This window comes from Aliagarivorans marinus DSM 23064 (assembly GCF_000429485.1).
In the GTDB taxonomy this organism is placed as follows: Bacteria; Pseudomonadota; Gammaproteobacteria; order Enterobacterales; family Celerinatantimonadaceae; genus Aliagarivorans; species Aliagarivorans marinus.
This window is the reverse complement of sequence record NZ_AUBY01000016.1, coordinates 14,867-40,665: the sequence shown is the minus strand read 5'-3', so window position 1 is coordinate 40,665 and position 25,799 is coordinate 14,867. Positions and strand designations below refer to the sequence as shown.

Sequence of the window (25,799 nt, the reverse complement as noted above, 5' to 3'; positions counted from 1 at the left end):
AGCCACTATGTTACAGCTAAACAGTATCAACAAAAGCTACCGACTGGGCCAGCTTGAACAGCAAGCGCTGTTTGATGTCAGCCTCGACGTGGCAGAAGCGGAACTGGTGGGCCTTTGCGGCCCGTCGGGCTCCGGTAAAAGCACCCTGCTCAATATCTGCGGCTTGCTGGATCAGCAGTTCGATGGCCAAGTTTTCTTTTCCGGCGAACAAGTCACTGGCGCCCAGCAGGCCATGCGCCTGCGCCGCAGCCAACTAGGCTTCGTGTTCCAGCGCTTTAACCTCGTCCCAGTGATGAGCGCCTTTGAGAACGTCGAGTACCCGCTGCAGCTTAATCGCATCGCCGCGCCCCAGCGCAAGCAACGGGTCAATGAATTGCTCGAAGCGGTTGGCATGTTGGAGCACGCGGGCAAACGCCCCGACCGTTTATCCGGCGGGCAACAGCAGCGCATCGCACTCGCAAGAGCGATGGTGTTAAAGCCGCGTTTAGTGATTGCCGATGAGCCCACCGCCAGCCTCGATAGCCAAACTGCCCACCAAGTGGTATCGCTGATGAAGCAGCTAAGCCATCAGCATGGCACCTCCATCGTGGTGGCCACTCACGACGATAGAATGAGCAGCCACTGCGATCGGATTATCCGCCTGGAAGATGGTCGAGTAGTCTCGGATAAGGAGGCACTATGCGTCGCCTAACTCAAGCCTGGCTAAACGTTCAACGCAACCGCCGCCGCTCACTGATGTCGGTCAGCATTATCGCCATTGCCGTATTCGCCCTGCTCTCCGCCGGTGGCTTTGGCCTTTACACCTATCAATCATTGGCCGAAGCCTCCGCCCGCGAAAGCGGCCATATCAGCGTCACCATGCCCGGCTACTTCGATAGCGAAGAGGACTACCCACTGCAAAATGGTATCGCCGATAGTGGAGCGCTGATCAAGTCACTGCTCAGCCACCAGCAGGTCAAAGCGGTGCAGCCGCGCGTGGAGTTCTCCGGCCTAGCCAGCAATGGCGAGAAATCGGCAATCTTTATCGGCCAAGGGGTACAACCCAACGAGTTCCGCCAAAAAGGCCCGTTTCTCGATGTCGTTGAAGGCAAGCTTCTAGACAGCTACAGCCCCGACGAGGCGCCGCAAGTGGTGCTCGGCAAAGACTTAGCCCGCAACCTGAAGATGCAAATCGGCGACTGGCTGACCTTGCTCTCCACAACCAGCGAAGGAGCGCTAAATGCCTACGATTTTGTGGTCAGCGGCATCGTCTCCACCGGCGTACCGGAGATGGACAAACGCTTGTTATACATCGACCTAAACGCCGCACAAGCACTGCTCGACAGCCAGCGGGTCAGCGTCGTATCGATGTACTTCTACGACTATCAAGATGTCGGGCCGATGCTGCATACCCTCGCTGCACCGGGCGCACAGCAGACACCATCACTCGAGTACACCCCGTGGTGGGAGCGCGCGGTGTTCTACGATGCGGTGCGCAACCTGTATAACCGGATCTTCGGCGTAATGGGTGCGGTGATGGCATTGGTGGTGTTCGTTGCCCTGTTCAATACTCTGAGCATGTCGGTCACCGAGCGAACCCGCGAGATTGGCACTTTGGCGGCCATGGGCACCAGCCCAGCCGAACAACTGCGCGGCTTTGTCTATGAGGCGCTAGTCATGGCCTTGATTGGCTGTGTGCTGGGCATCATTGCCAACGGCGCGCTTTCAGCTGGCCTGCTGGTTGCTGATATCGAGATGCCACCACCGCCCGGGCGCACTGATGGCTACGCTTTGCAGGTCTATTTCTCACCGATGCTAGCACTGTGGGTCACCATCAGTATCGCCGTTATCTGCGCCGGAGCATCCGCGATTGCCGCCCTGAAGGGTGTACGTAAACCGATTACCGAGGCACTTATCTATGTCTAACTTATTCAAAACCCTCGCACTGAGCCTCGCCTTGGTGACCAGTACCAGCTTCGCAGGTGAACTACAACAGCGACTTGCCGAAGCGGATCACTACCGTTTGCAAGAAGGCCACGCCAAAGTCACCACCGAAGTGGTGCAGTACCAATCTGAGCAGGAGAAAAAGCGCCACCTCTACAACGTCTACCTACGGCCGCAGCGCGAATCGCTGGTCGTGTTTAAAGCCGCCTCCGAGGCCGGTCAAAAACTGCTCATGCTTGGAGACAACTATTGGCTGCTGATGCCCAACTCGCGCCGCCCACTGCGCATCACCCCGATGCAAAAGCTACTCGGTGAGGCCTCGGTGGGCGATGTCTCCACCCTGACCTGGAGCGAGGACTACGACGGTGAGATTGGCGAGCTCAGTGATTGGCAGGGCTTCTCCGCCCGCCACCTGATGCTGAACGCACAAACCAAAGGCGCATCCTACCAACGCATCGATCTGTGGGTGGATGAAGATACCAACTTCCCGCTCAAGGCCGATATGTACCTTAAATCGGGCAAGCTGGCAAAACGCGCCTACTTCGAGCCCGGTGAGCGCGACGGGCAAACGGTGGTCAGCACCATGACCTTGGAAGATGCGATTCAGCACAACAACACCACGGTGATCTACTACCAACAGGTGGAACCAAGGACGCTGCCTGACAAGTATTACAACCCCGCCTATCTAAGCCGACAGGATGTAAGCGCGCTCTAAACGGTAATTGATTAACATGTAAATAAAAGTGGCCACAGCGGCCACTTTTTTTGTCGAGCCCACTTTCTTTAATCCGGTTTGCTAACTATTCCCTTGGTATCTCTGGCTATCTCTCGACCGAAACACCCCTCTACCCAAAGAGAATAAGGAGCACACCATGCAAGGAATACTGTTCTTTCACTTTGACGGGACCGGCAACGAACCAAAAGATGCCCAGCAAGGGACCAAAGGCTTAAAAAGCGAGATTGAGGACAACAGCATCACCAATGTGTTGAAGCTGCACCTGTTACTTGGCGGCACCCTGCAACAGGAGCGCGGCGAAACCGACTTGGGCGATGACTGCATCAGCTTCTACTACCGCGGCATTGGCACCTATGGCAATAAGCTGCAGAAGATGCTGGCACTTGGCTTGGCCACCGGCGATGTAGCGCACATCCTGACCAGTGCCACCGAGGACTTTAAAAGGGTCTTCAAGCGTGATGTTCACAAAGCGGTGGTACTCACCGGGTTCTCACGCGGTGCGGCGCTGGCGCGGCGATTCGCTCAGGTACTGATCAATGAGAAGTGCTTAACGGAACAAGACACGATCGTCACCGAACTGGTGTTTGATACTGTCGCCTCCATTGGCCTTCCTAACACGGTGCAGGATCAGCGCCCCAAATCCGAGGTGGTGTTCGAGCATGGCTTTAGCCTGCCACCTAATGTGAAACGCGCGCTGCACTTAGTGTCACTGGATGATAAACGCGATATCTTCCAGCCTACCTTGATGAACAACGAAAAGCGCGTTGAGGAGATCTGGTTCCCCGGCGCCCACAGCGATGTTGGCGGCGGCTACAACTTTGATGGGCTATCAGACCAAACCCTGTGCTTTGCCAAAGACTGGCTCGAATCCATCGACGAGCTGGACGTGCAGCTCAAGCCACCCGCGCGAGTAGAGGTAGACCGCCTGTTTAAAGACGGTGAGCCGCAGTTGATTGGGCAAGACGACTTGCTGGTCGATCCCACGCCATTCGGTGTTATCCATCAGCAGCAATACCGGTTCTATACAGACTTTCTCTACAACCATCGTCGCTGCGTGGTCATCGAAGGGGATCGGGTTCGGCCCAATCTAGCCCCCAAGGTTCACGTGTCGGTTGCCCAGCGCATTGCCGCTAAGCGCGAGTACCGCCCCGAGTCGCTCAAGCGCATCGACCACCAGCTGGTGTTCGCACCGACGCATGTCCACCCCAACCTCTGCACCGGTATCGCCTCACACGAGCTAGGCTTCTACTCCAACTTACTGCTCGCAGACGATGAGCTAGAAGTTCGCGTGGTCGCTCATCGCAAGAACAACCACAGCGGCGTATTAGTTGAAAAAGGTCAGCGTTATCTGGTGAAAATGGTGGGAAGCAAACGCTGGAATGACTCGGACATCAGGAAGGTTGATGGCGAAGGCTGGACCCGCGAAGGACAAAGCTTCCGCTGGTATAAGAACATTGCCATCTCATCGATGGAGCACAAGCGGCGTGTACCCGACGCCGACTGGTTTGCGCTGTGTTTTAACATCGACGAAGACGATGACTGCGCCGAATACATCGGCAACGAGAAGATCATCGCGCCACAGCAAACCGGCGAGCTTTGCCTGTTCGCCAACGACCTCAACAGCTACTACGGCAATAACAGCGGCTTCTTAGAAGTCTCTATTAAAAAGCTTTAACGCCACATTAAAACAACAAAGGGAGTGGCCTTACCAACAGGCCACTCCCTTTTCGCTTTAATTAACAGGCGATTACTTACTGAAATACTTCACCGGCGGCATATTCACCGAGCTGGCGCTTTCCATCTCATCGGCAATCGGGTTAGGTGTATCGCCGAGCAGCAGCACGCCATCGGCGTAGCGGCCCGACCAATGTACGCCCGGTAAAAACTGCTGGGACGAGGCCAATATCAGCTTGCCCTTAGGGTCGAGCATACGGGCGTTAAGCATGGTGCCGCGTACCGATTCCGAGTAGGAACCGACCACCACATACTCGGTGGCGGTTTGTCGCACCAAGTCATCAAGTTCACGCTGGTACACCCACTCACCTTCAGGGGCGACCTTAATCGGGTCTTGCAGCTTAAAGTCGATGACCGAGAAACCCGCTTGTTGCAGCTCGAAGCTAAGGCTTTCCGCCAGCTGAGCGCCAAACTCATCACCGGCGGTGAGGTCATCCAGCGATACAAAACGCGTTACACCGATTGGCGCATTGAGATTTAGCTTGTGGCCACTGGCGATCAGCTCTACCGACATCGCGCGGGCAGTCTGGGCCAGCAGCATTAGCGGCTCCGCCGGATAATGATCCGACGAGTAGCCAATCACCCGATAACCGGGCTCATGGGGTTCGCCGAATGCTTCGTCGGCATACCAGTGATATAAGCGTTGATGCGGCACCCGATGCGCAATCAAATCTGGATGGTACTCGTCGTTGACGTCATGTTCGTGTTCTGAGACTTCAGGAGCCGGTGAGGAACAGGCGCTGGCCAGCAGACACAGTGGCAACATTGTTCGATGCAGTCGAGCCATGGCTTCTCCTTACAGATGCCAGAGGGAACAGATAGGAAAACGAACTGGCAGGCAACGCGCTCGTAGCCTGCCAAGCAGGGCTATTCTGACAGATTACCCAGCAGCAGCACACCATCTTTGCGTGCCGGTGTGGTCATCGGCTCGGATGAGCGATATACACTGTGCGGAACCAGCGTCTGCGCCGAGGCCACTACCACCTTAGACTGCGCCCCCACGATACGCGCATTCACCACCACGCCGTGCTGGGTATTGGTGTAGGTGCCAATCAGCAGGTATTCGATGGGTAGACGCTTTTGCAGCTCACTCACCTTGCGGCTATACACAAAATCGCCGTTATCGGTGACGCGGATGTAGCCGGTGCTCTTGTAATCGATCACCGAGAAGCCGTATTGCTGCATCTCATAGACGAAACTCTCAGCCAACTGCAGACCGAAGTTATCGGTAGCGTGGTAGTTATCGAGCTCAACGAATGAGGCCACACCAATGGCGGTGTCACGATTCACATAGTGCGAGCTGGAAACCAGGTTAAACGACAAATCGCTGACATAATCGAGCAGCGTGGCGCTGTCTTGATCAACCGGTTTTGGCGGCGCGGTACCCAGAATATAGAGAGCACCATCAGAGCCCACCACCGCTTCGCGATAGTTGGCGTTATGGTCGCTGGCTGCACGCATTGGGTCGTAGACTTTAACCGTTTGAACAGAGGACGGTTCAACCTCTGGGGTTTGGCTTTGCTGCTCTGAGCTGGAGCATCCGAGCAAGAGCAGCGCCGAGGCTGCCGTAATAGTTATAGCTTTCATAGAGCTCACCAATGGAAAAACTTAGTTTAAGTATCGGCGAGTTTGGCAAGAACTTTATCAAATATACCCGAACTGCCTCAAGATGCGGGATTCAGAGGAACTCAATGTCCATCGGGCTAGGCGAAAGCACGCAGGAATGGTATCCCCTTTCAAGTGCTTTCAACGACGAACGATGGACATTGAGCTCCTCCCGAAGGGCGAGTTTTCCATGCCCTCATGCTGCGTTCCTGCTCCTTGATTTAGACCACTAAACCTGCGGAACAGGGCCTTGCCTGAGGGCTTGGCTAATCTCGCTGAACAAGCATCTTGAGATAGTTCGGGTATATTGGCAACCAGCTTAGGGGGGGCTGGTTGCCATCGTATTGGGTGGGATCAGAAGCTAGCGCTGGAGGCGCTACTGTCTTTCTTGGTGGAACCGGTGGTCACGCTGCGATTTGGGTTCATCGACATAGTTACGCGATACACTTCGCGAAAATCTAGCTCTAACTCAGTCACATAGGTATCTTCCAAAGCATAGGCGCGGATTACCCGAGCACCGCGAATAACCCCTGCCACCGAAGCGGCCAAGTGCTCGTTAGCCAGCACCATATCGCTCACTGTTGCACTGCCTTCAATGCGCTGGCCGTAGACCTGCTCAGACAGTTCGCGGTAGGCATCCAGTTTCGAGGCCTTCATGGCGCGCAGCTGACGCGCAGTATGGTCGGCTCCACGCTGATTACTGATCTGGGCATAGCCCACCGCATGTACCAAGGTAAAGTCACTCGGTGGCTCATACTGCCAAGATACCTGCTGGGGGTTGCTGGTCGTGCCGCAAGCTGCCAGCAGCAACGTTGCCGCTACCGCGATGATCTTATAAAAAACTTTGGTCATGGCGCTCCAGGCTCCCTTTCTCATTCGTGACCCGAGGGCCGGTAATTCCAATTGCATTCGGTACAAACTCATAGGCGGCAGAGACCACTTCTTGTGAGCCAAGGTGAACCAAACGAAGATTCACATGGCGGCCCGAGCGGCTTTGCTGATAACTGCCCACCATCAGGTAGGTGATCTCCATGCGATCGCGCAGCTTTTCTGCATCGCGCGACAGGCTAAACTCGCCCTGATTGCTCTCAAACAGCAAGCGACCGGTTAAGCGCGCTTCGACGGTACGCACTCCCAACTGGTCCAAAGCGGCAAACATTGCCTCCGACATTTGCCGTCCGAAGACATCGCTGGCCTCTAAACTATTCAAATCGGCCACCGAGCTGATGGCGACCGTTTCGCCAGCTTGGATCTCAACCCCGTCAACCAACTGCTTAGATAAGCTGTCCACATACATGTAGAGCTTGTTATCATGGGACTCACGCGGCTCTACGTAGGTATAGTTGGCCGTATGAAAGGTTTCGCTATTTTGGCTACAACCTTGCAAGGTTCCCTGCAAGAGCACAGCGACTACCAAGAACTTCAAATATCGCATCGATAAATCCTCCATCTACAGCATCTTAGCAATTACCGTTCCAGTATTTATTGCCAAAATTCCAGCGCCTGGCGGAGGGTAATACCGCCGATAGTCGTACTTGGGAATAGTAATTGCATTCTGTGCTGTCAACAGGAGGGACATATGAAGCAACTAGCACTGATTCTCGCGTTACTACTGCACTCAGTAGTCGCTCAAGCAGAATGGATGCAAGCGCAAGGACGCAGCGCAATCAATGGCTTAGGTAAGCAACAGGCACGTAGTGAGGCGACCCAAGATGCGGTCAAGCAACTGCTGCTGTATAGCGGCGCCTCGGTGACGGCGATAAGCCAGGTCAACGACGGAAAGCTGACGCTTGACCAGTTGGAAGTAGTATCCAAGGGTAATCTGCATAACGTTCAGATCGTCAAAGAGTGGCGCGAGGGCGACCACTACTATGTGGAGATGGGCGCCGATGTCTTCCCGATCCTCAGCCAATGTAAAGCCAGCGGCTACAGCAAAAACCTGTTACTGCTGCCGCCATTTCTCAAACCCCAGGCCACCATTAACGTGGGCCAACTGCACGACATGTCCCCCGCCGTCGAGCAGCGCAGCTACGATATCGCCCGCGAAGTGGCGCAGCAGTTTAACGTACTTCACCCGCCCAAGCTGCCGCAGAACTACTACAAGCCGGGTAGCCATAACTACCAAGGTATCAAAGACTTAGCCAAGCGTTACGACGCCCAATACCTGCTCGGCTTAGAGATTGAGAACATCAGCCTCGATCGCAAGCACCAGCCCAAGCACTTTACCCTGAGCTACCCCAATCGCTACTTCGTGGTTAATGTGCGGGTCTACAACGCGGTAGACCTCGAGGAGATCTACAACAAACGCTACAGCCTGCATACCGAGTGGCGCTTTAAGGCCGAGAAGATTGTCTACCCCGCCAGCGCCGAGTTCTGGCTGTCTGACTACGGCGATGCGGTCAACGACATGCTCTATTCGATCATCCGCGATATCGACGCCCTACTCGCCTGCCAGCCATTGCAAGGCTATATCGTGCGCCAGCTCGATGAAGACCGCTGGCAGATCAATCTCGGCCACAACAACCAGATCCAGCCCGGCATGCTGCTCGATGTCGACCACCAGCGCTTCCACTGGGGTGACTGGCAGATCCCACGCCAAGAGCGCCAGCCCGTGGGAACAGCGCTCAAGGTTGAGCAAGTCTACCAACGCAACGCCATCGTACAGGCAGTGGACCCGAGCATGAGTGGGAACATTCAACTGGGCGATATGGTGAGTAAGTATTAATCTGCATCCAATACGCCTTGTCCAACCACGGACGAGGCTATCGCGCTAGTTTGATGTTCACTCAAAAGATGTATCGGTCTAGAAAACTGTGGAAGCGACTACTGATTTTTCACTATCAACCACTTGGTGAACGGTATCGCGGTCAATCCATGTGCGACGGCGCTTAGCAGTACCGTACAGGCGACAACCACAGCCAAAAACTCCGCCTCTGGCACCTGATGGCTCAAAACGTGTATAGCGAACACGATGCTGGCTAAGCCCCTTGGTCCAAACCATGAGAGAAACAAACAGTTACCCATGTTCTCTCCGGTTCCTGCCAGCGAAAGCAAAATAGGTAGCATTCGTATCACCGTCAGACTTAACACAGCATAAAGAACGATCGTGCCAGAGATATGTGCAATTACCGCCGGTACCACGATAGAGCCAAACAGCACCCAAGTGAGCATTGCCATGCCCTCACCGAACCCTTCGGTATCGAGCACCAACTGATGAGACAACCTTCGGGTTACATAACCGAACAAAAGCCCTCCGGTGAACGCTGCAATGTAGCCACTCCCATGTACGCTTTCCGCTGCCGAAAAACACAGCAAACTTAAGAAGGTAACCGACATCTGCCCCCAAAGCTTGGTGATGTATCCAGCGCGCCACGCGAAATACCCCAGCAACAGCCCCACGCCAGTAATGCCTATGCCAACCAGCAAGCCTATACCGATCTCTTTGATAATTAGAGAAAACGCCAATTCCCACACGTTATGTCCTGTTGACGAGGCTAACGCGATAAACACAAACAAAATGGGTACGCACAGCCCATCATTTAGCCCGCTTTCAACATTCAAACTCATGCGTACTTGCTCTGGCACTTGCTTGTTAACCACGACCGATTTACCCAAGGCCGCATCAGTAGCAGCAAGCATTGTCGCCAATAGCGCGACACTCCAGGTGGACAACTCAGGAAAAATCAACTTGGCGACACCGGCGCCAAGCAGAATCACCCCGGTTAAACCAACGCTGAGCATTCGCAAGGGGATGTGCAAGCTAGCTTTTAACGCGCGCCGATTAACATTGGCTGCATCTGAGAACAGAATGAGCGCCAAAACCAAGTCTGCAAGTACTTTAAGCTCTATCGGAGTAGCCTCAAGGCTTAGCCAGTTCAAGCCAAAGGGCCCAACCACCGCACCAAACATAATGAAGAGAATTGGGCCCGAAATAGGAAGCGTCTCCAGCTTGCCGGCCAATATGCTGAAAAGAAAAGCAAATACAGAAAGAATCACAAGAGGTAGGTACACGGTTATCCTTTCACTACACAGCCCTAAAACAAGCCGCTACAACGGGCTCACAAAGAGGTGCTTCGCTGAGCCCTGTTACTGGGAAGTGTTGGGGACACAAAACCGACGTTCAGTAACAGAGCCCAACGAAACACATAACAATGCCCGGCTACATTCCCGAGCCGCATTTACACGCACTATCGCTTTCTAAAGAGCAAAGTACATCACTACTACTGGCTAGTTCAGCGGTCACAACCTGTTGCCGCTGGAGAATAAACATCGCATCAGATGGGGCCCTCCCTCGAGCAATCAAATCTCGCATCAAACGCATTGCCGATGCACTATGTCGAAAAAACTGTCGAAACCCCTCACATAAGTAGTTGTGCTGTGCTTCGCCACTTTGGGAACTCGAAAAACGGTGCTTAGGGCACCCGCCATGGCAGGCGAAACGATAACTGCAGGATTGACACTGTCCTGTGAGTCTGCGCTGCTTATTGAGACTAAACTCGACCGTTGTTGCGCTACTTTTCATCTCCGCCAAGGTTTGCTTGTGGATACTTCCCGATTTTGTTTGGGGATAAGCGCAATCAAGGCAGTGATAAACGTTGCCATTTGCTTCAGGTGCTTGTGAATAGCCACAAGCAGGAGACAGGACGCACAAACTACTGGGTTGATCACACCAAGCAGACAGCACACTATCGAACATATCGACATGGACTTGCCCTACATCTTTTTGCAACCAACGGTCGAAAACGTCGCTTAAAAAACGGCCATAGCCATCTGATGATACCGATCTTTGAGTCACCCCAGATTTATTGCCAAGCAGCGAGTAGGCCTGCGTCAATCCATTTAACGCCGGACGCGCGCCCAGCTTCTCTACCAACGGAACGAACTGAATAGCCTTAGAACCAATACCGACTAGAAAGTCATACATGCGCTTTGGAAATTTAGCATTCTCAGCATGAACAATCGTCAACGTGCTAAATCGAACACCATGTAGCTTGAGGCGTTCAATGGCGTCCATTACACGACGATAGGTAGCTTTTTCACCTTTGTTTAGCCGATAAAAGTCATGTAGATCAGCCGGCCCATCAATGGAGATCACGACTAAGAATTCATGACGTCTGAAAAACTCGCACCACTCATCGTTGATTCGAGTGCCATCAGTTTGAATGACATTGCGAATGGTCCGCCCATCTGAGTACCTTTGTTGTAGCCCAACTACTTTGTTGAAAAAAGCGAGCCCCATCAAGGTTGGCTCCCCTCCTTGCCAACAAAAGGTAACTTCACCGCTCGCGTTCGCTTCGATGTACTGCTGTATCAGGCACTCTAGTTGCGAATCATCTATTTCCGAATCAAGCTTGTCCCTCTCCAAGTGGAAACAGTCGCAGCTGTCGGCAACACAGCGGCTACCGGAAGCGGTAACGACTCGACAGTGACTTAAGGAAGCAAATGGTTCAGACATGTTTTCTCCAGACAAAGGGGCGCTCCGTATCGACGTAAGCGGCACAGCCATGAGCTAGCAAAATTAAGTAGAATAGATTGATATGTAAGAAAGCTGGGATTGAAGAATTGGAAAGCGGCCTGCTTTATACTGCATGCCCTCAGCGGAGATAAATCAATGTTAGATCTAAATTTGCTACGAACCTTAGTGGTGTTAAAAGAAAAGCGAAACCTCAAGTTAGCCGGAGTGAAACTAGGAATTACAGAAAGTGCAGTCAGCAAGCAGCTAACTCGCCTAAGAGAGCAGCTGGATGACATGCTCTTCGAACGAACCACGAATGGACTGGAACCAACCGATTACACTCTCGCGATACTACCAACTGTCGAGCAAGCAATACGAAACATTGATAATCTCGCCTCTCCCACAAGCTTTACGCCAGAGCACTTTAAGAAAACACTAACTATAGCGATGCCAGCAGCATTGCTAGAGCATCGCGGCATAGTAATTTACAACCACCTAGTGAACGCTCTACCCAATGCAGAGGTGAAGCTCATCACCTGGGAACACAACTCTCAACGCGCAATTGCCACACGAGAGCTAGATGCAGGCCTACACTTTTGGAGCGATGAGCGCAGTGCTGATATCCACCAGCAAGTGGTTTGCGAAGACTTGTTGGTCGTCTCTGTAGCCAAGACACAAAACGTACAGTGGGAAGATGTCAAAAACTGGCCTTTTCTTAGGTTGAATGTGCATGGCTGGAGCGAGTATCGAAGAATATATGTAGAGTACTCCCAAAGGAGTGCTGTAGAGTTTGATTACAAGTTAGAAACTGACAATCTTGCTTTCGCCAAAAAGCTTCTTCTACAAGGAAAAGTCGCCAGTGTGCTCCCTCAAAGCTTACTTGGCGAGGACTTAAAAAAAGTGGTAACTCCTAACGGATTAGAAATGCCAGTCAAGTGGGTGTTAAACACAAACGTCGCGAATCGCTCTACTCCTATTCACAAAGTGGTGCATCGAGCAATCACTGCAGCTTTTAAAGAGTCTATGGAAAGCAATGCGTAAGCCAAATGATTGAAGCAACGCCCCACGGGTATAAACCTCTGCAAAGGGCGCTGCATTGACTCGATGCACACGGTAACTGCCATTCTAAGTAACACGCGTTCCAACATGCTCACACAGACATTTTCTGTCCCGTAACGATTAGCAGCCTGCGGCCCGTATTTATCGGCGACACAAACACCTTTCGCATTTCGAAAACCTGTTAGCTTATGAACACAAAACTAAAAAAAGACATCGCTCTGATTCCCACGTTAATGGCTCTTTCGCTGATGTTGCCAGTGATTACCTGGCATGGCATAGGCTATAGCAGTGCGGATGCCGCAGGGTGGTTTCAACGTAGCGGCTCATTGGTGGTGCTGTGTTCTGCAATCATGGAGTACGTACTTTTTAAGATTACTTGGGCCTATACGCCAGTTTGTGGGACAAGTAAACAGACAACACATGGTCGCAGGCTACCCGTATCGCCTACTTATTTACGCTTAATAGAATCGCTAAAATATGTAACCGCTGCTATTGCGATTTCTGGAACGGTAATTTGGGGTTATGGAGACTTGATACATCTAGCTCTTTACTAAAGTAGACACCTATGCGCTTAGTTCAAAAGTCGCATTTTCAATCGCAGAACGCATTAGCTTCGCAAAGCTCTCTATTTCACGATCAATTGACACATCTAAATCATGAAGTGATAGGTTTAAATCATCTTTTCTTGATAGCTTTAATTGCTTGCTTAACCATATCTGTTCTTCTACACGGGTTTCCTTGTAAGTAGAGAACACCTCAGCATAGAGCAAAACATCGTCAACAAAATCTTGCTCAGTCTCTGCATCAACATTGAGTAAATTCAAGCCAATATCAGGACATAGCAGATCAATGCAGGTCTGATACTCCTGAGGCATCGCCACGTAAAAGTTTGCAGACTCATCAGCAAACAACACAAAAGGCAGCGCATATCTGCCTCGATTGATTAAGCCTTTTGTCGGTAAACCAGAGTCGGGCACAACGTTGACGTAGCTATACTCGTCACTGTTACAACACACAGAGGCCAATAGCAGCGCGCCCCAGTTGGTGTCATCGACGTCCTTGAGGGTCTTGGTGTATCGCCAGTCAGATGAAGACAACCAATTGAGCCCGTCAGTAAAGCTAAGCCCCGATATCTGAGACAAGTCAATAATAGAGGACAGGCGACCGCCTAGCTTGTTAAAGCTCGCAATAAAGCTAAAATCGAAAGGGATTTTATTTTTTGAGGTACTACCAGGCAAGTTAACGGCTCTTCTTTTCAAATATTAATACGCAAGCAACATTTAGGAATAGCCTAAACGCAGCAAGCGTTAAATTATAACAAGACGCTTTGGTTATTTATATAGCAAGTCCCCATCGCAACGTTGAAATCAAATAAAACCTAGGGAGGCGCTAGTAACAAGATGACGTCATCAAGTATCGGTTAAAAACAGAAAAATAACGGCCATCCTGCCTTTAGACACGATGGCCGAGTATTGACTCTCGCCCCTTCAAAGCGAGCAGAGAGTTACTTGTCGTGGCAGCGCCTAAGCCTCAACCGGCTGCGCCAACTGCTGGTAGATCTCACCGCCAATAAAGCGGGCCTTATCGCCCAACTGACGTTGAATCCGCAGCAGCTCATTCCATTTCACCATCCGCTCACTGCGGGTAAATGAGCCCACCTTAAGCTGTCCGGCGTTAGTGGCCACCGCCAGATGCTAGATAAAGGCATCTTCGGTTTCGCCCGAACGCGCCGACACCACAGGCAGCCATCCGGCTTGTTGGGTCAAACGAATAGCATCGATGGTCTCAGACACCGTGCCGATCTGATTGAGCTTAATCAGCACGCTGTTAGCCAGCTTCTGCTCGATGCCCTCGCGGATCCGCGCAGGATTGGTGGTGAAAAGGTCATCGCCAATCACCTGCACCCGATCGCCCACTTGCGCGGTGAAGGCGCGCCACATATCCGGGTCGGTATCGGCGAAGGGATCTTCAATCGATAGCACCGGATAGCGCTCGCACCAATCGAGCATCAGCTTGAGAAACTCCTCGCTGGTGTAACTGGCATCATCCAGTGGCAGGTGGTATTTACCGTCACGATAGAGGTCAGATGCAGCGATATCGAGGGAGATGGACACCTCTTTACCCGGCTTGTAGCCGGCCTTCTCAATCGACTCCACCACAAAATCGAAGATCTGATAGTGCCGCGAGAAGTTTGGCCAGAAGCCGCCTTCATCGGCGCAGCCGCCTAACAAGCCACGCTGTTTTAGCAGTGACTGGGCGGTTTGGTAGATGTTGTAGGTGGCCTCCAAGGTTTGCTCGTAGTCGCTAGCTCCATTCACAATCAGTAGGAAGTCCTGAACGTCGGTGCGCCACTGGGCGTGTGCGCCGCCGCCCACCAGTTGGATCTCTGGCAGTGCAATCAAGTTGCCTTCGCCGCCGCCCAAGCTTTGATAGAGTGGCACGCCGGCCAGCTTGGCCGCGGCATCGGCCACCGCCAGCGATACGCCCAAAATGGCATTAGCGCCCAAACGCGACTTATTGGCGGTGCCATCCAGCTCGCACATGGCTTGGTCGATCTTGCCTTGCTCGCGCACGTCCATGCCCACCACCAGCTTGGCGATCTCGCCTTTGATGTGGCTCAGCGCCTTAAACACCGACTTGCCGCCAAAGCGCGCCTTATCGCCATCACGCAACTCTAGTGCTTCAAACTGCCCGGTTGATGCGCCCGAAGGCACCAAGCCGTAGCCTTTAACGCCGTTGGCTAGCACCAGCTCCACCTCAACGGTCGGTTGACCGCGCGAGTCGAAGATCTGGTAGGCATCAACTTGTTGAATATTCATAACCACTTACTCCTTGAATTAGTGCGTCTAACGAATTGGGTACATTTGCCAGCGCGATCATCACCCGCTCGCGGATCTCGTTTTTCTCGCTGTCGCTCAGGTATTCCACCGGCGATTTCCCGTCCAGCCGGGCCAGCATCATAAACAGGGTTAGCTCCATCAGGTGCTGGGGTTCGATGGCCGCCATTGGCCCCTCTCCCAGCTCTTGTTGGTAGCTTGAATAGAAGGCGTCGGCCATCTCTGCCAGTACGCTGTCGCCCAAATGGCAGAGCTTGAGCAGCAGGTGATGCAGGGTGAAGGCGATATCGAAACAGGGGTCGCCATACCAAGCCACCTCACAGTCGACGATCTTAATGCCCTGCTCCGCCACTAAGATGTTCTTAGGGCTAAAATCGCCGTGCACCAAGCAATGCTTGTTGCTGCGAATGCGCTGGCATAGCTGTTCAATCTGCGTCCGTAGCTGCGGATACAGCGGCACCAGTGAGATAAAGTACGGCGACAAGCGCAGCTCTTCGAAATTCTCATCGGAATCAAACTGGCGCATAGTGCCCAAGTCATGCCAGCTCACCCGGTGAATCACGCCCAGCGCCTTGCCGATGGTCGCAGCGGTTTCCACCTTGCGCTCACCGGCCAACAGGCGTTTCTTCCAATCGCGGTATTCGCTGGGAAGAAACTCCATGGTAAAAAACTCGTCTTTGGGAAATGCAGCCAGCACCTTGGGCACCCACTGGGGAAACAGCGCCCCCACATAGCTCAGGTACTGCTGCTCGTAACGGTTGCGGTTCGTGTTGGCGAACCAGTCCTGCTTCACTTTCAGCTTGGACAAGGCCCGCTTAACCACAAATCGGCGGTCGCCATCCTCAACCAGATAGATCTCACAGCTCACCCCGCCAGTTAGCGGAGTGAGCGTGGCATCATCGGTGGTTAGCAATTGCCGTTTTTTCAACAATTCCAACACCATCGGCGTCTCCTAGCGAATCGCAGCAACAGACTGGTGACGCAAGTAACCTTCGAAGGTTGCTTTACTGTTCACCCCACCGCCGCAGCCACTTTGGTTACACGCGCCGTAGTGCAGGCCGTACTCGAACACGTTGTGGGCGTTAATCCAGCTATTGCCCGACACCAACTGAGCGGCAATCGCTTTAGCCTTGGGCAGATCCTGACTCCACACGCTGTTGGCCAAACCGTAAGGGTTGGCATTAGCGCGGGCCACCGCATCCGCCTCATCGCTAAACTTGAGCAAGAAGGCCACGGGGCCGAAGATCTCTTCCTGCGCCCACGGGTTGTTGTCATCCCCCGCCAGCAGGGTCGGTTCAAGGAAGTAGCCCTTGGCGAACTCGCCCTCAACAATGCGCTTGCCGCCGGTTACCAGCTCAGCGCCACTGGCCTGCGCCTCGCCAATACAGCTGAGCACCTTGGCCATCTGCTTGTGGGTACACATTGGGCCCATCTCGGTGCTGTCATCCAGCCCGCGACCGACCTTAATCGCCTCAAAGGCCGCCTTGGCTTTGGCAACGAACTGATCGTAGATAGCCTCATGGATATACCAGCGCGACGCGGTACAACACACCTGACCGGCATTAAGAGTAATCGCGCCAGTCAGCCCTGCCACTGCGGCGTCTACGTCGGCATCGGAGCAGATTACCGCTGCGCCTTTACCGCCCAGCTCCAGCTTGGCTGGCACCAGGTTACGGCCACACACTTCGCCTACCCGGCGACCGACGCTGGTAGAGCCGGTAAACGACATCAGTTTGATACGCGGATGACCAATCAACGCCTCACCCACGGTCGAGCCAGTACCCGGTAGTACATTCACCACCCCGGCTGGGAAGCCCGCTTCATCCACTAACTTGGCCAGATACAAGGTGGATAGCGGAGTCTCACTGGCTGGCTTGATCACCACGGTATTGCCCGCCGCAAGCGCCGGACCAATGCCCCACGCACACAGGGTTAGCGGGAAGTTCCATGGGAACACGAAGCCGGCCACGCCATAGGGGCGCTTGATGGTTTGGCTATCGGTCACACTCAGGCCCAGCTCCACATCGTATTGGCACTCTTCGGCCACACCGGTGAAGTACTCAAAGCAATCAGCGGCGAACGGCACATCAAAGCCTGCAGCGGCTGCCACTGGCTTACCAACGTCTACCGATTCCAACTCGGCCAGCACCTGCAAATCGCGACGGATAAGCTCGGCTAGCTTACTGATATAGCCATTACGCTCCGCCACCGACAGCGCACTCCAGCTCACAAAGGCTTGTTCGGCAGCAGTCACTGCTTGCTCGACATGCTCGGCACCCGCCAAGGCCACCTCGGTTAGCTTCGCGCCAGTCGCCGGGTCATACACCGCCAGGCTTTTCTCGCTGCCCTGCCATTGGCCATTTAGCAAAAACGGCAGTGGCGACTGCTCCATGTAATTTAGGGTCACTGCACTAATGTTGTTGTTCATAGGGTTTTCCTTTTTTGGGTACAGATTGTTGTAGCAAGTGTCCTAACGGGCCTGCCGGCCCGTCCCTTCCAACTCTCCTAGGCGGCAATCCCCCAAGGAGAAAAAATCAGATACAGCAGCACGGTGCCGGCGCAGATCACCGCCGCCATGGTTTTCGCGTGCTTCCAAGGTTCCAGTTGCACCTGCTTGGTTTGGCGCGGTTGATAGTCGTGGTCCTGTGGATAGAACTTACCGATCACCATCATCAGCACGGCAACCGCCACAAACAGCACACCTGTGAGGTGCAAGAAGTGAATATCGACACTGAACACAAACGAGGTCAGTGCATAGGCGGTCATAAACACCACGATGCCAATATTGGCCGCTTTACCGGGCACTCTGCGGGTGATCAGGCCCACCACGATGATGGTGAACATCGGTGCCATATAGAAGCTATTGATGGTCTGGAAGTACTGGAAGAAGCCTTCCGGTGCGTAGTAGATAAACGGCGCCACAAAGATGGCAAACAGCCCTACCGTTGCCGCAAAGCGTTTGCCCACGCGTACCAAGTCTTCATCGCTGGCCTGCTTGTTGATAAGCGGCTTGTACACGTTCAGGGTGAACAAGGTCGAGGTACTATGCAGCACCGAGTTGAATGAGCTGAGCACCGCGCCAAACAGCACGGCAGCAAAGAAACCCACCAGTGCATGGGGCAGCACTTCACGCACCAACATTGGATAGGCCACCTCGCCGTTGGGCAAGTCGGGGCCAAACATTGCGTAGGCGATAATTCCGGGAATCAGCAAGAAGAACGGTCCGGCCAGCTTAAGCATACCGGCCCACAACACCCCTTTTTGGCCTTCAGCCAGGTTCTTGGCTCCCAGCGCGCGCTGGATAATCGACTGGTTGGTACCCCAGTAGAACAGGTTGAGAATCAAGATACCGGTGAACAGGGTGCTAAACGGTACCGGGTCTTCCGCGCCGCCGATGGCGTTAAGCTTTTCCGGGTGCTCGGTCATCAGCACTCGCCAGCCGTCGAGGGCGCTACCATCACCCAGCGCGCTCAGGCCAAACCAAGGGATGATGATCACCCCGCCGATCAGCAGGCCCACGCCATTAAAGGTGTCGGAATAAGCAATCGCCTTCAGACCGCCGAATACCGCATAAGCCGCACCCACCAGGCCAATGCCCACCACCATAATCCAGATGCCGCCCCAGTAAGAGACACCAAAGGTGGCCGAGATATCGAAGATCCCACCAAGGGCCACCGAGCCGGTATACAGAATCGGCGGCAGTAGGTTGAGCACATAGCCGATCAAGAACAGGCAGGTACAAAAGTACATGGTGCTCTTGCCGTAGCGGTCTTCAATGAATTCGGGGATGGTGGTGAAGCCGCCACCAAGGTATTTGGGCAGCATATACAGCGCCACTATCACCAAGGTAATCGCGGCGCAGATCTCCCAAGCCATGGGCGTCATATTGGCGGTATAGCCCTGAGCATTTAGCCCCACCAACTGCTCGGTGGAGAGGTTGGTGAGCATAAGCGATGAGGCGATTAGCACCCCGGTCAGCCCACGGCCAGCCAAGAAGTAGGACTCGGCAGACTCGCCTTTTTTGCTTTTCTGTTTAACTTTGTACCACGATCCAATGGCGACCAAGCCAGTGACCAGGGCAAATGATAAGGGTACGATCATGATGCCTTCCTTTTGTTAGCGTTCATTGTTCTCCGCCTATCCTTGTTGCGCGGCGGTCCTTTTTCTTTTGTTATTCAGTTGCGAGCGCCTCACGCTTGTTCCGCGAGTTATCAGCGCTCGCTTGTTCAACGACTTGCGCCGCTAGTGCCTTATTCATATCCGCCGAGCTTCCACCTGCCAACTGCAGCCCCATGCCCAGCGCCTTCTCTAGCCCCAACTGGCGGCCAAGCCCGGTGAGTACCCCCACCACAAAGCTATTGAACGAGGGCTCGGCTGATTGCAGCGGCGTTTCCAGTGCGTAGCTCACCGCTGGGCTGTCGCCGTGGCACAGGCAGGCGCGCTCGCCCTCCAGCACCACCAACTGGCCAGGGCCACTGCCGCTTAGCTTGCGATAGGCGCTGGCCTGCGAGTCATGGGGAAACCAGCGCTGCAGCACTGCGACATCGATAAACAGACAATCAAGATGGGGAAGTAGGCAGCGCAGCGCCTCAAAGCTGACCGGCTCCTGCGCGCCGATACTGAGCGAGGTACGTTTGCGCAGCGCCACCGCGGTACAAAGAATTTCTGCTAAACCGCCCTGCAGCAGCAGCGCCATCAGTCCGCAGTCGCTGACATGGATACGGTCGTGTTTAAGCAGCACCGACACCTCGATGTCGGCCAAATCAAACTGCTCAAAACTGCCGGGATAGAGCCAGCGCTGCAGCGCATTGCCTTGGCTAATCGCAATGCTCGACGCCGTGCTAAGCCCAGCCTTGCAGGTGATATAGCGATGGCCAACGCCGCTGCGCTTAAGCTCGCCAACCAGCTGACGACCGCCTTGGTCATCACCCACGCAGCTAAACAGATTGACGGTGGAGTTAAGCTTGGCCAGTTGCAGGGCCATCGCGGCCGCATCCCCGGCAACACCAAAGCGGCGCTGGGAGAGCATCCGCCAAGACGATTCGCTGGCGCTGTCGCCAGCTTGCTCGGCGGCACTGGTGTGCTGGGCGGCTAAGCCGATGAGGGCTATCGACTGCATGATTCACCTCGCGGTGAAGCAGAAACAAAGGTCAAGGGTTCGGCTGAGAGCGCGTATTGGGGTTGAGTACCAACCATCTGAACAGACACCAAACAAAACCTGCTGATCGCCAGCTCTGCTTGCGGTTCTCGAGCATAGAGGTGTTGCTGCGACATTCGCCATCTCCTTATACCGAACAGTTGTATCCAGCATAAAAAGTTGTTCTGGCGGGCACTTTGCAAATATTCGCAGGGATATGTACTAAATTAACCAGCGTCGCTAAATGTGACTTCTAGCGCATCTTTATTCGCCGGTTCGCTTAAGCTATTGAGTAATCTACTTTGTGGAGTATTCACGTGCGCGCGGTTCGGGAAGATATCAACTACATTAACGCCTCGTTCAACGCGTACCTGTATACCTGCGAGCACTTCTTCCACCCCTATCACTTCCATCACGAACACGAGATCGTGCTTATCGAGCAAGGCCAAGGGCGCCTGTTGGTGGGCAACGAGGTGATTGACTACCAAGCCAACGACATCTTTATCATCGGCGCCAACACCCCGCACAAGTTTTGCGCAGCCCAGGACGATGACAGCATCCGCTCGGTGATTATCCAGTTCGAGCCCGACTGCTTTGGCGAGATGTTCTTTGAGCTGCCTGAACTGAAGCGGATTAACAAGCTGATTAGCCAATCACGCTATGGCCTGAAGGTGACCGGCGAGCACCACAGCCTAAGCGACAAGATCCGCGCGCTTATCGACAAACAAGGGGTGTATCTGCTGATCGAGCTGCTGGGTTTGCTGGCAGAGATTAGCGAGCACCATCAACTGCAGCTAGTGTCGGGCCACAACGGCGAGCCCTTGCTGGTAAAAGAAGAGAGTAAGATTAACGCGGCCATCGACTGGATCTGCGAGAATTATTTTCGCGATATCACCCTGGAAGATGTGGCCGATCTCACCAACATGCACAAGAACGCCTTTTGCCGCAGCTTTAAGGCCGCCACCGAGCGCACCTTTGTGCAGTTTCTCACCGAGAAGCGTGTCGAGCATGCCGCCACCCAACTGCTGCAAAGCGATAAGAGCATCACCCAGATCGCCTTCGATGTGGGCTTTCGCAATATCAGCAACTTCAATCGCAGCTTTAAAAAGCAGCTCAAGCAATCCCCCAAGGCCTACCGCGAGCTAACGCGGCAGCTGGATTAAGTGGCACTAGAGGCTCAAAAACAAAGAAGTGCGCCCCCGATTAAAGAGGCGCACTTTTCATAATTGGCGCACCTTGCGATGCGCCCTTGCCACGACGGTTACTGTGCTTGCGCAGCCAGCAGCTGCTTACGCTTTTTTGAACGGAAGGCAATGCCCACCAACATAATCAGACCGCAGATACCGTAGATTTGCAGGAATGATTTATCGTCACTCATCAGGCCGATATCAGAGAACATAAAGAATGCGCCCAATACCATGTACAGCACGATGGCCGATGCCTCGAAGCGGTACTCCCAAGGCGTGATATCCATATTTTCGTTCACCGGCATCACGTAATCGGTCTCACGTGGGCGGAACTTCGCAATCACAAACATCAGCGCAGTACATACCACAAACAAGATGGCCAACTGGTGCAGGAAGTGGATGCCAGTGTCGAACACTAGCTGCATCGCTGCATAAGAGCTTACGAACACCACCAGTGACACCTTGGCCGCAAAGGCAGGCACACGTTTAGAGATGTAGCCAACAAATACGATGGTGAAGATTGGCACACTAAAGAAGCCCGCAACCATCTGTAGGTATTGGAACAGACCATCGGGTGCGTACATGATGAACGGGGCGATACATACCGAGATAATCGCAATGATCACGCCGAACACGCGCCCTTTCGAGACCAGCTCGTGGTCGGATTTGCCTTTACCAAACAGTGGCTTGTACACGTTCAGAGCGAACAAGGTGGTTGAGCTGTTCAATACGCCGTTAAAGGTACTGAGGATGGCGCCAAACATCACCGCCACAAAGAAACCCACCAGCGGCTTAGGCAGCACTTCGTTCACCAAGCGGGTGTACATGCTGTCTGGGTTACCGGCATCGGCACCAAACATATGGAAGGCGATAATACCCGGGATAATCAGGAACAGCGGCGAGATAACCTTGATAGCGCCTGCCAGGATCACCCCTTTCTGGCCTTCTTTCAGGTTCTTGGCACCCAATGCACGCTGGATGATCGACTGGTCAGTACCCCAGTAGTACAGGTTCACTAGCAGCAAACCGGTAAACAGGGTTGAGAACGGCAGCGGATCGCTCTCTGCGCCCACCGATTGCAGTTTCTCAGGCGCTGCAGTCAACAGAATATCCAGACCTTCGCCAAAGCTGCCGCCACCGAGTACCATCAAACCAAACACCGGAATCATCAGGCCGCCGATAATCAGGCCAACGCCGTTAAAAGTATCGGCGATTACCACCGCCTTTAGACCACCGTAAATGGCGTAGAAGAAGCCCAGCAAACCGATAGTAGCCGAGATAATCGCAATCGCGGTGAACTCCGACACCCCGAGCAATCCTTGCACATCGAAGATTTCACCAAGTACCACTGCACCGGCGTACAGGGTAGTCGGCAGAATGTTAATCACGTACTGACACAGGAACAGCAGGGTCACAAACTTCTTCACCGACAAGTCGTAGCGACTCTCGAGGAAGTCAGGAATGGTGGTAATCCCCTGCTTGAGGTAACGCGGTACCAGCAACAAGGCGATGATCACCAAGGTCACACCTGATGCCACTTCCCAGCCCATCACGCTCATATTGTGGGTGTAAGACTGCGCGCTCATGCCAACAAACGAGGTAGCACTCAGGTTTGTTAGGATCAGCGAGCTTGCAATCAACCCACCGGTGAGACTGCGCCCGCCCAGGAAGAAGCCCTCCTGGGAGTTGTGTTCACTGCTTTTTACTTTGTTGTAGGTAAACACCCCTACAAAGCCGGTAAAGAGCAGGAATGAAAGTAGTACGGTAAACATAACTTTATTTCCTTATAGTAGATATTTTCGCGGCATTCGGCTGTGAGCGAAGGACTGCGAGCTCGGACTAGATCCGCTCCAGTGACAACAGCAACGCTGACTCAGGATCCAGAATCGGTAGTGTCAACCCAACCTCGCGCAGGTTGTCACCGGTTAAAATCAGGGTTTTATCCAGCCAGCTAGGGCGTTGTTTCATTAGCTGGAAGCTAGTCTCAGGCATCTCCACCAACGTGACCTTGTAGCGAGCATCAGGCTCAACGCAGCTAATACGTAGCGGCGCTGGCAGTGCATGATCGGGCATGGCCAACTGGCACACGGTAATCAGCAGGTCGTTTTCATCGGTAACGCCATACACATGCTGGCGCTCGTCGTGGGTATCGAGGCGGAAGCTGCGGCCCGAGTGCAGCAACTGGCGGTACTGCTTGTGCAGCGCGATGTAGCGCTTAAAGCCGGCCTTGTCCTCGTCGCTGGCGCGCACCGGGTCAAGCTCCACGCCCATGTGGCCGCTCAAGGCCGTCATTCCGCGCATGTTGATGTGGTGGCAGCGGCGCGTGGTGTGCGCTTCATCGGGGCCGATGTGTGCGCCCATCACCTCAGGCGGGAAGAAGTAGCTCATACCCCGCTGGATGGTTTGGCGCTCAAGGGCGTCGTTACAGTCGGAAGCCCAGAAGCGGTGGGTACGTTTCAAAATCTCAAAATCGATGCGACCACCGCCCGAGCTGCAAGACTCAATCTCCACCTCAGGGTGAGCGGCCAGCAGTTGGTCGACCAAGCGATACAGCGCCTTGGTTTGGCCATGCACCGCCGGACTGCCTTGGTGGCCGGGCTGTACCAACTCGCGGTTCATATCCCACTTCAGGTAGCTGATGTTGTAGCGGGTGAGCAGGTCGTTGAGGCGCTCAAACAGGTAGTTGAAGCAGTCGTCGTTTTGCAGGTCCAACACATACTGCCAGCGGCCAGAGGGCTGATGGTAGCCTTCTAATCCCAGCACCCAGTCAGGGTGGGCGCGATACAGCATCGAGTCTTCGCTGATCATCTCCGGCTCAACCCACAGCCCAAACTCCATACCCAGCTTGTTCACATGGGCGATAACCGGCTCAAGTCCATCCGGGTACTTGGTTTCGTCTAAGTACCAATCGCCCAGTGCGGTGCGCTCGCCATCGCGGCCGACAAACCAGCCGTCGTCGATAATAAAGCGCTCAACGCCAATCTCGGCAGCTTCGGTGGCCATCTCTTGGATGTACTCGGGGCGATGGTCGAAGTAGATGCCTTCCCAGGTGTTCAGGTGCACCGGACGTGGCTTGTCGACGGGGAAGCTTACAATGTTTTCGCGAACATATTTGTGAAAACGTTCAGACACACCGTTCAAACCGCTATTGCTAAAGCAGCCGTAGAACTCAGGCGAGCTGTAGCTTTCGCCCTTCTCCAGTACCACTTCACCAGCCAGTAGCAGCTCACCGGCTTGCACAAAGCGGCGGCCATCACTTTTCACATCGGCGCGCAGTTGGTGGTTACCCGACCACGCCAGCTTAACGCCCCACACCTGCCCTTGCTGTTCAGAGAAGCCTTTGGAGCCGACAAACATGCCCGGGAAGTTTTCGTGGGAGGTACGTCCGCGACGGTTCTCTTGCATAAAGCCACCGTGGGAGAACGACAAACGCTGGGTTTGGAACTCGCGGCTCCAGCGGCCATGGAAGGTCATCAGCTCTACCGCATGTTGTGGCAGTGGCAAGGTGCACGACAGCTTGCCCAGTTGGTAGGGCTGCTCGCCGATGTTGGTGATAGACACCTGCTTTTTCAGTACATCGGTGGCGTAATCAAGCTCGATGTTTACGCTCATCAACAGTTGTGCGGTTTGGTCTTCCAGTTGGAACACTAACTGCTGCTCGCCCTGCTCTACAGCTACCACCTTAAATACCGGTGCCCATGCACTGCGATCGCGGTGGCCTTCAATGCCCGGAGCATTAAAGTGTCCGGCGCCCATCTCTGGCACCAACGACAGTGGCACGTCTACATCTAGCCGCGCCTGTGATACTGGGCGCTCGGTGGCCAGCAGCAGATCTTCGTCGATCTGACTGATGCGATTGCCCCAGTGGATAATCTCTGCGTTCCGGTCAACCTTAATAACTAGACTGCAGCGCTCACTTGTTAGATGAAGTATTTGGCTCATAGCATACCTTTGCTTGTTAATTTTCCAGCGCATGTGTTTGCGCAAACATATTGCGTTTATTTAAGTCCGATTTGCCGATTTTCGACAGTGCGATGGCAGGATTAGGCGATCAGCATCACGCTTTCGCGTGACATTGATTAGACATTTTTGACATTGCGCAGATTTGTTTGTGAAAACATTTTCA

The 25,799-nt window shown here is 53.8% G+C and carries 21 protein-coding genes and 1 pseudogene; 8 read left to right on the top strand and 14 right to left on the bottom strand.

The window, feature by feature from the left end:
• Positions 1–7: 7 nt before the first annotated feature.
• The 4 genes from G461_RS0107030 (at position 8) to G461_RS0107015 (ending at position 4,334) form a co-directional block, all read left to right on the top strand.
• Complete coding sequence (locus G461_RS0107030) at positions 8–691, top strand: ABC transporter ATP-binding protein (RefSeq protein WP_026971306.1); 684 nt, start codon at positions 8–10, stop codon at positions 689–691.
• Positions 679–1,905 (top strand): ABC transporter permease, encoded by a 1,227-nt coding sequence (locus tag G461_RS0107025; protein ID WP_026971305.1) that lies wholly within the window; start codon positions 679–681, stop codon positions 1,903–1,905. The genes G461_RS0107030 and G461_RS0107025 overlap by 13 nt, the downstream gene beginning before the upstream one ends.
• Positions 1,898–2,638 (top strand): outer membrane lipoprotein-sorting protein, encoded by a 741-nt coding sequence (locus G461_RS0107020; protein WP_026971304.1) that lies wholly within the window; start codon positions 1,898–1,900, stop codon positions 2,636–2,638. Before G461_RS0107025 ends, G461_RS0107020 begins: the two co-directional genes overlap by 8 nt.
• A gap of 157 nt (positions 2,639–2,795) precedes the next feature.
• Positions 2,796–4,334: a phospholipase effector Tle1 domain-containing protein gene (locus G461_RS0107015; RefSeq protein ID WP_026971303.1), complete on the top strand. Its 1,539-nt coding sequence runs from the start codon at positions 2,796–2,798 to the stop codon at positions 4,332–4,334.
• A gap of 72 nt (positions 4,335–4,406) precedes the next feature.
• On the opposite strand, the gene G461_RS0107010 is transcribed toward G461_RS0107015, so the two are convergent.
• From G461_RS0107010 to G461_RS0106995, 4 genes are all read right to left on the bottom strand, one after another.
• Positions 4,407–5,180 carry a FlgO family outer membrane protein gene (locus G461_RS0107010; protein WP_157360254.1) on the bottom strand — a complete coding sequence of 258 codons (774 nt, stop codon included), beginning with the start codon at positions 5,178–5,180 and terminating at the stop codon, positions 4,407–4,409.
• An 80-nt stretch (positions 5,181–5,260) separates the two neighbouring features.
• Positions 5,261–5,980, bottom strand: coding sequence for a FlgO family outer membrane protein (locus tag G461_RS23570; protein ID WP_051333418.1), 720 nt, complete (start codon positions 5,978–5,980; stop codon positions 5,261–5,263).
• 372 nt (positions 5,981–6,352) lie between these two features.
• Positions 6,353–6,850, bottom strand: a complete 498-nt coding sequence (locus tag G461_RS23565; protein WP_051333417.1) for an LPP20 family lipoprotein — start codon at positions 6,848–6,850, stop codon at positions 6,353–6,355.
• Complete coding sequence (locus tag G461_RS0106995; protein WP_026971301.1) at positions 6,831–7,433, bottom strand: FlgO family outer membrane protein; 603 nt, start codon at positions 7,431–7,433, stop codon at positions 6,831–6,833. The genes G461_RS23565 and G461_RS0106995 overlap by 20 nt, the downstream gene beginning before the upstream one ends.
• 144 nt (positions 7,434–7,577) lie before the next feature.
• Between G461_RS0106995 and G461_RS0106990 the strand changes: the two genes are divergently transcribed.
• Positions 7,578–8,723 carry a flagellar assembly protein T N-terminal domain-containing protein gene (locus G461_RS0106990; RefSeq protein WP_026971300.1) on the top strand — a complete coding sequence of 382 codons (1,146 nt, stop codon included), beginning with the start codon at positions 7,578–7,580 and terminating at the stop codon, positions 8,721–8,723.
• 98 nt (positions 8,724–8,821) lie between these two features.
• On the opposite strand, the gene G461_RS0106985 is transcribed toward G461_RS0106990, so the two are convergent.
• Together G461_RS0106985 and G461_RS0106980 are read right to left on the bottom strand one after the other, a co-directional pair.
• Complete coding sequence (locus G461_RS0106985; protein ID WP_026971299.1) at positions 8,822–10,009, bottom strand: cation:proton antiporter; 1,188 nt, start codon at positions 10,007–10,009, stop codon at positions 8,822–8,824.
• Between the two features lie 148 nt (positions 10,010–10,157).
• Positions 10,158–11,453 carry an anaerobic sulfatase maturase gene (locus G461_RS0106980; RefSeq protein ID WP_026971298.1) on the bottom strand — a complete coding sequence of 432 codons (1,296 nt, stop codon included), beginning with the start codon at positions 11,451–11,453 and terminating at the stop codon, positions 10,158–10,160.
• 99 nt (positions 11,454–11,552) lie between these two features.
• On the opposite strand from G461_RS0106980, the gene G461_RS0106975 reads away from it, so the two are divergent.
• Both G461_RS0106975 and G461_RS26055 read left to right on the top strand, forming a co-directional pair.
• Positions 11,553–12,494 (top strand): LysR family transcriptional regulator, encoded by a 942-nt coding sequence (locus G461_RS0106975; protein WP_026971297.1) that lies wholly within the window; start codon positions 11,553–11,555, stop codon positions 12,492–12,494.
• 206 nt (positions 12,495–12,700) lie between these two features.
• Positions 12,701–13,066, top strand: coding sequence for a hypothetical protein (locus G461_RS26055; RefSeq protein WP_157360253.1), 366 nt, complete (start codon positions 12,701–12,703; stop codon positions 13,064–13,066).
• Between the two features lie 9 nt (positions 13,067–13,075).
• Here G461_RS26055 and G461_RS0106970 read toward each other — a convergent pair whose 3' ends face one another.
• The 6 genes and pseudogenes from G461_RS0106970 to G461_RS0106945 all read right to left on the bottom strand — a co-directional run bounded on the left by G461_RS0106970 (position 13,076) and on the right by G461_RS0106945 (position 20,468).
• The gene (locus G461_RS0106970) at positions 13,076–13,750 is read right to left on the bottom strand and encodes a hypothetical protein (RefSeq protein WP_026971296.1); all 675 of its coding nucleotides are present in this window, start codon (positions 13,748–13,750) and stop codon (positions 13,076–13,078) included.
• A gap of 285 nt (positions 13,751–14,035) precedes the next feature.
• Positions 14,036–15,331 (bottom strand): annotated as a pseudogene (eno, locus tag G461_RS23560) (phosphopyruvate hydratase).
• Positions 15,312–16,292, bottom strand: coding sequence for a phosphotransferase family protein (locus G461_RS23555; RefSeq protein WP_051333416.1), 981 nt, complete (start codon positions 16,290–16,292; stop codon positions 15,312–15,314). The pseudogene eno and the gene G461_RS23555 overlap by 20 nt, the downstream one beginning before the upstream one ends.
• Before the next feature lie 9 nt (positions 16,293–16,301).
• Entirely contained in the window at positions 16,302–17,777 is a 1,476-nt protein-coding gene (locus G461_RS0106955) for an aldehyde dehydrogenase family protein (protein WP_026971295.1), read from the bottom strand.
• A 77-nt stretch (positions 17,778–17,854) separates the two neighbouring features.
• A complete protein-coding gene (locus G461_RS0106950) occupies positions 17,855–19,450 on the bottom strand; it encodes a solute:sodium symporter family transporter (RefSeq protein ID WP_026971294.1) in 1,596 nt (531 codons plus the stop codon).
• Positions 19,451–19,520: 70 nt separating this feature from the next.
• Positions 19,521–20,468, bottom strand: a complete 948-nt coding sequence (locus G461_RS0106945; RefSeq protein ID WP_026971293.1) for a carbohydrate kinase family protein — start codon at positions 20,466–20,468, stop codon at positions 19,521–19,523.
• A gap of 335 nt (positions 20,469–20,803) precedes the next feature.
• Between G461_RS0106945 and G461_RS0106940 the strand changes: the two genes are divergently transcribed.
• The gene (locus tag G461_RS0106940; protein WP_026971292.1) at positions 20,804–21,649 is read left to right on the top strand and encodes an AraC family transcriptional regulator; all 846 of its coding nucleotides are present in this window, start codon (positions 20,804–20,806) and stop codon (positions 21,647–21,649) included.
• A 98-nt stretch (positions 21,650–21,747) separates the two neighbouring features.
• On the opposite strand, the gene G461_RS0106935 is transcribed toward G461_RS0106940, so the two are convergent.
• Together G461_RS0106935 and G461_RS0106930 are read right to left on the bottom strand one after the other, a co-directional pair.
• Positions 21,748–23,445 (bottom strand): solute:sodium symporter family transporter, encoded by a 1,698-nt coding sequence (locus G461_RS0106935; protein WP_026971291.1) that lies wholly within the window; start codon positions 23,443–23,445, stop codon positions 21,748–21,750.
• 67 nt (positions 23,446–23,512) lie between these two features.
• Positions 23,513–25,615: an alpha-galactosidase gene (locus G461_RS0106930; RefSeq protein WP_026971290.1), complete on the bottom strand. Its 2,103-nt coding sequence runs from the start codon at positions 25,613–25,615 to the stop codon at positions 23,513–23,515.
• Positions 25,616–25,799: the final 184 nt, after the last annotated feature.

What these genes read in the sequence shown, in the direction of transcription:
- G461_RS0107030 (WP_026971306.1), top strand. Translation starts at nt 8, where the DNA reads ATGTTACAGCTAAACAGTATCAACAAAAGCTACCGACTGGGCCAGCTT.
- G461_RS0107025 (WP_026971305.1), top strand. Translation starts at nt 679, where the DNA reads ATGCGTCGCCTAACTCAAGCCTGGCTAAACGTTCAACGCAACCGCCGC.
- G461_RS0107020 (WP_026971304.1), top strand. Translation starts at nt 1,898, where the DNA reads ATGTCTAACTTATTCAAAACCCTCGCACTGAGCCTCGCCTTGGTGACC.
- G461_RS0107015 (WP_026971303.1), top strand. Translation starts at nt 2,796, where the DNA reads ATGCAAGGAATACTGTTCTTTCACTTTGACGGGACCGGCAACGAACCA.
- G461_RS0107010 (WP_157360254.1), bottom strand. Translation starts at nt 5,180, where the DNA reads ATGGCTCGACTGCATCGAACAATGTTGCCACTGTGTCTGCTGGCCAGC.
- G461_RS23570 (WP_051333418.1), bottom strand. Translation starts at nt 5,980, where the DNA reads ATGAAAGCTATAACTATTACGGCAGCCTCGGCGCTGCTCTTGCTCGGA.
- G461_RS23565 (WP_051333417.1), bottom strand. Translation starts at nt 6,850, where the DNA reads ATGACCAAAGTTTTTTATAAGATCATCGCGGTAGCGGCAACGTTGCTG.
- G461_RS0106995 (WP_026971301.1), bottom strand. Translation starts at nt 7,433, where the DNA reads ATGCGATATTTGAAGTTCTTGGTAGTCGCTGTGCTCTTGCAGGGAACC.
- G461_RS0106990 (WP_026971300.1), top strand. Translation starts at nt 7,578, where the DNA reads ATGAAGCAACTAGCACTGATTCTCGCGTTACTACTGCACTCAGTAGTC.
- G461_RS0106980 (WP_026971298.1), bottom strand. Translation starts at nt 11,453, where the DNA reads ATGTCTGAACCATTTGCTTCCTTAAGTCACTGTCGAGTCGTTACCGCT.
- G461_RS26055 (WP_157360253.1), top strand. Translation starts at nt 12,701, where the DNA reads ATGAACACAAAACTAAAAAAAGACATCGCTCTGATTCCCACGTTAATG.
- G461_RS23555 (WP_051333416.1), bottom strand. Translation starts at nt 16,292, where the DNA reads ATGGTGTTGGAATTGTTGAAAAAACGGCAATTGCTAACCACCGATGAT.
- G461_RS0106955 (WP_026971295.1), bottom strand. Translation starts at nt 17,777, where the DNA reads ATGAACAACAACATTAGTGCAGTGACCCTAAATTACATGGAGCAGTCG.
- G461_RS0106950 (WP_026971294.1), bottom strand. Translation starts at nt 19,450, where the DNA reads ATGATCGTACCCTTATCATTTGCCCTGGTCACTGGCTTGGTCGCCATT.
- G461_RS0106945 (WP_026971293.1), bottom strand. Translation starts at nt 20,468, where the DNA reads ATGCAGTCGATAGCCCTCATCGGCTTAGCCGCCCAGCACACCAGTGCC.
- G461_RS0106935 (WP_026971291.1), bottom strand. Translation starts at nt 23,445, where the DNA reads ATGTTTACCGTACTACTTTCATTCCTGCTCTTTACCGGCTTTGTAGGG.
- G461_RS0106930 (WP_026971290.1), bottom strand. Translation starts at nt 25,615, where the DNA reads ATGAGCCAAATACTTCATCTAACAAGTGAGCGCTGCAGTCTAGTTATT.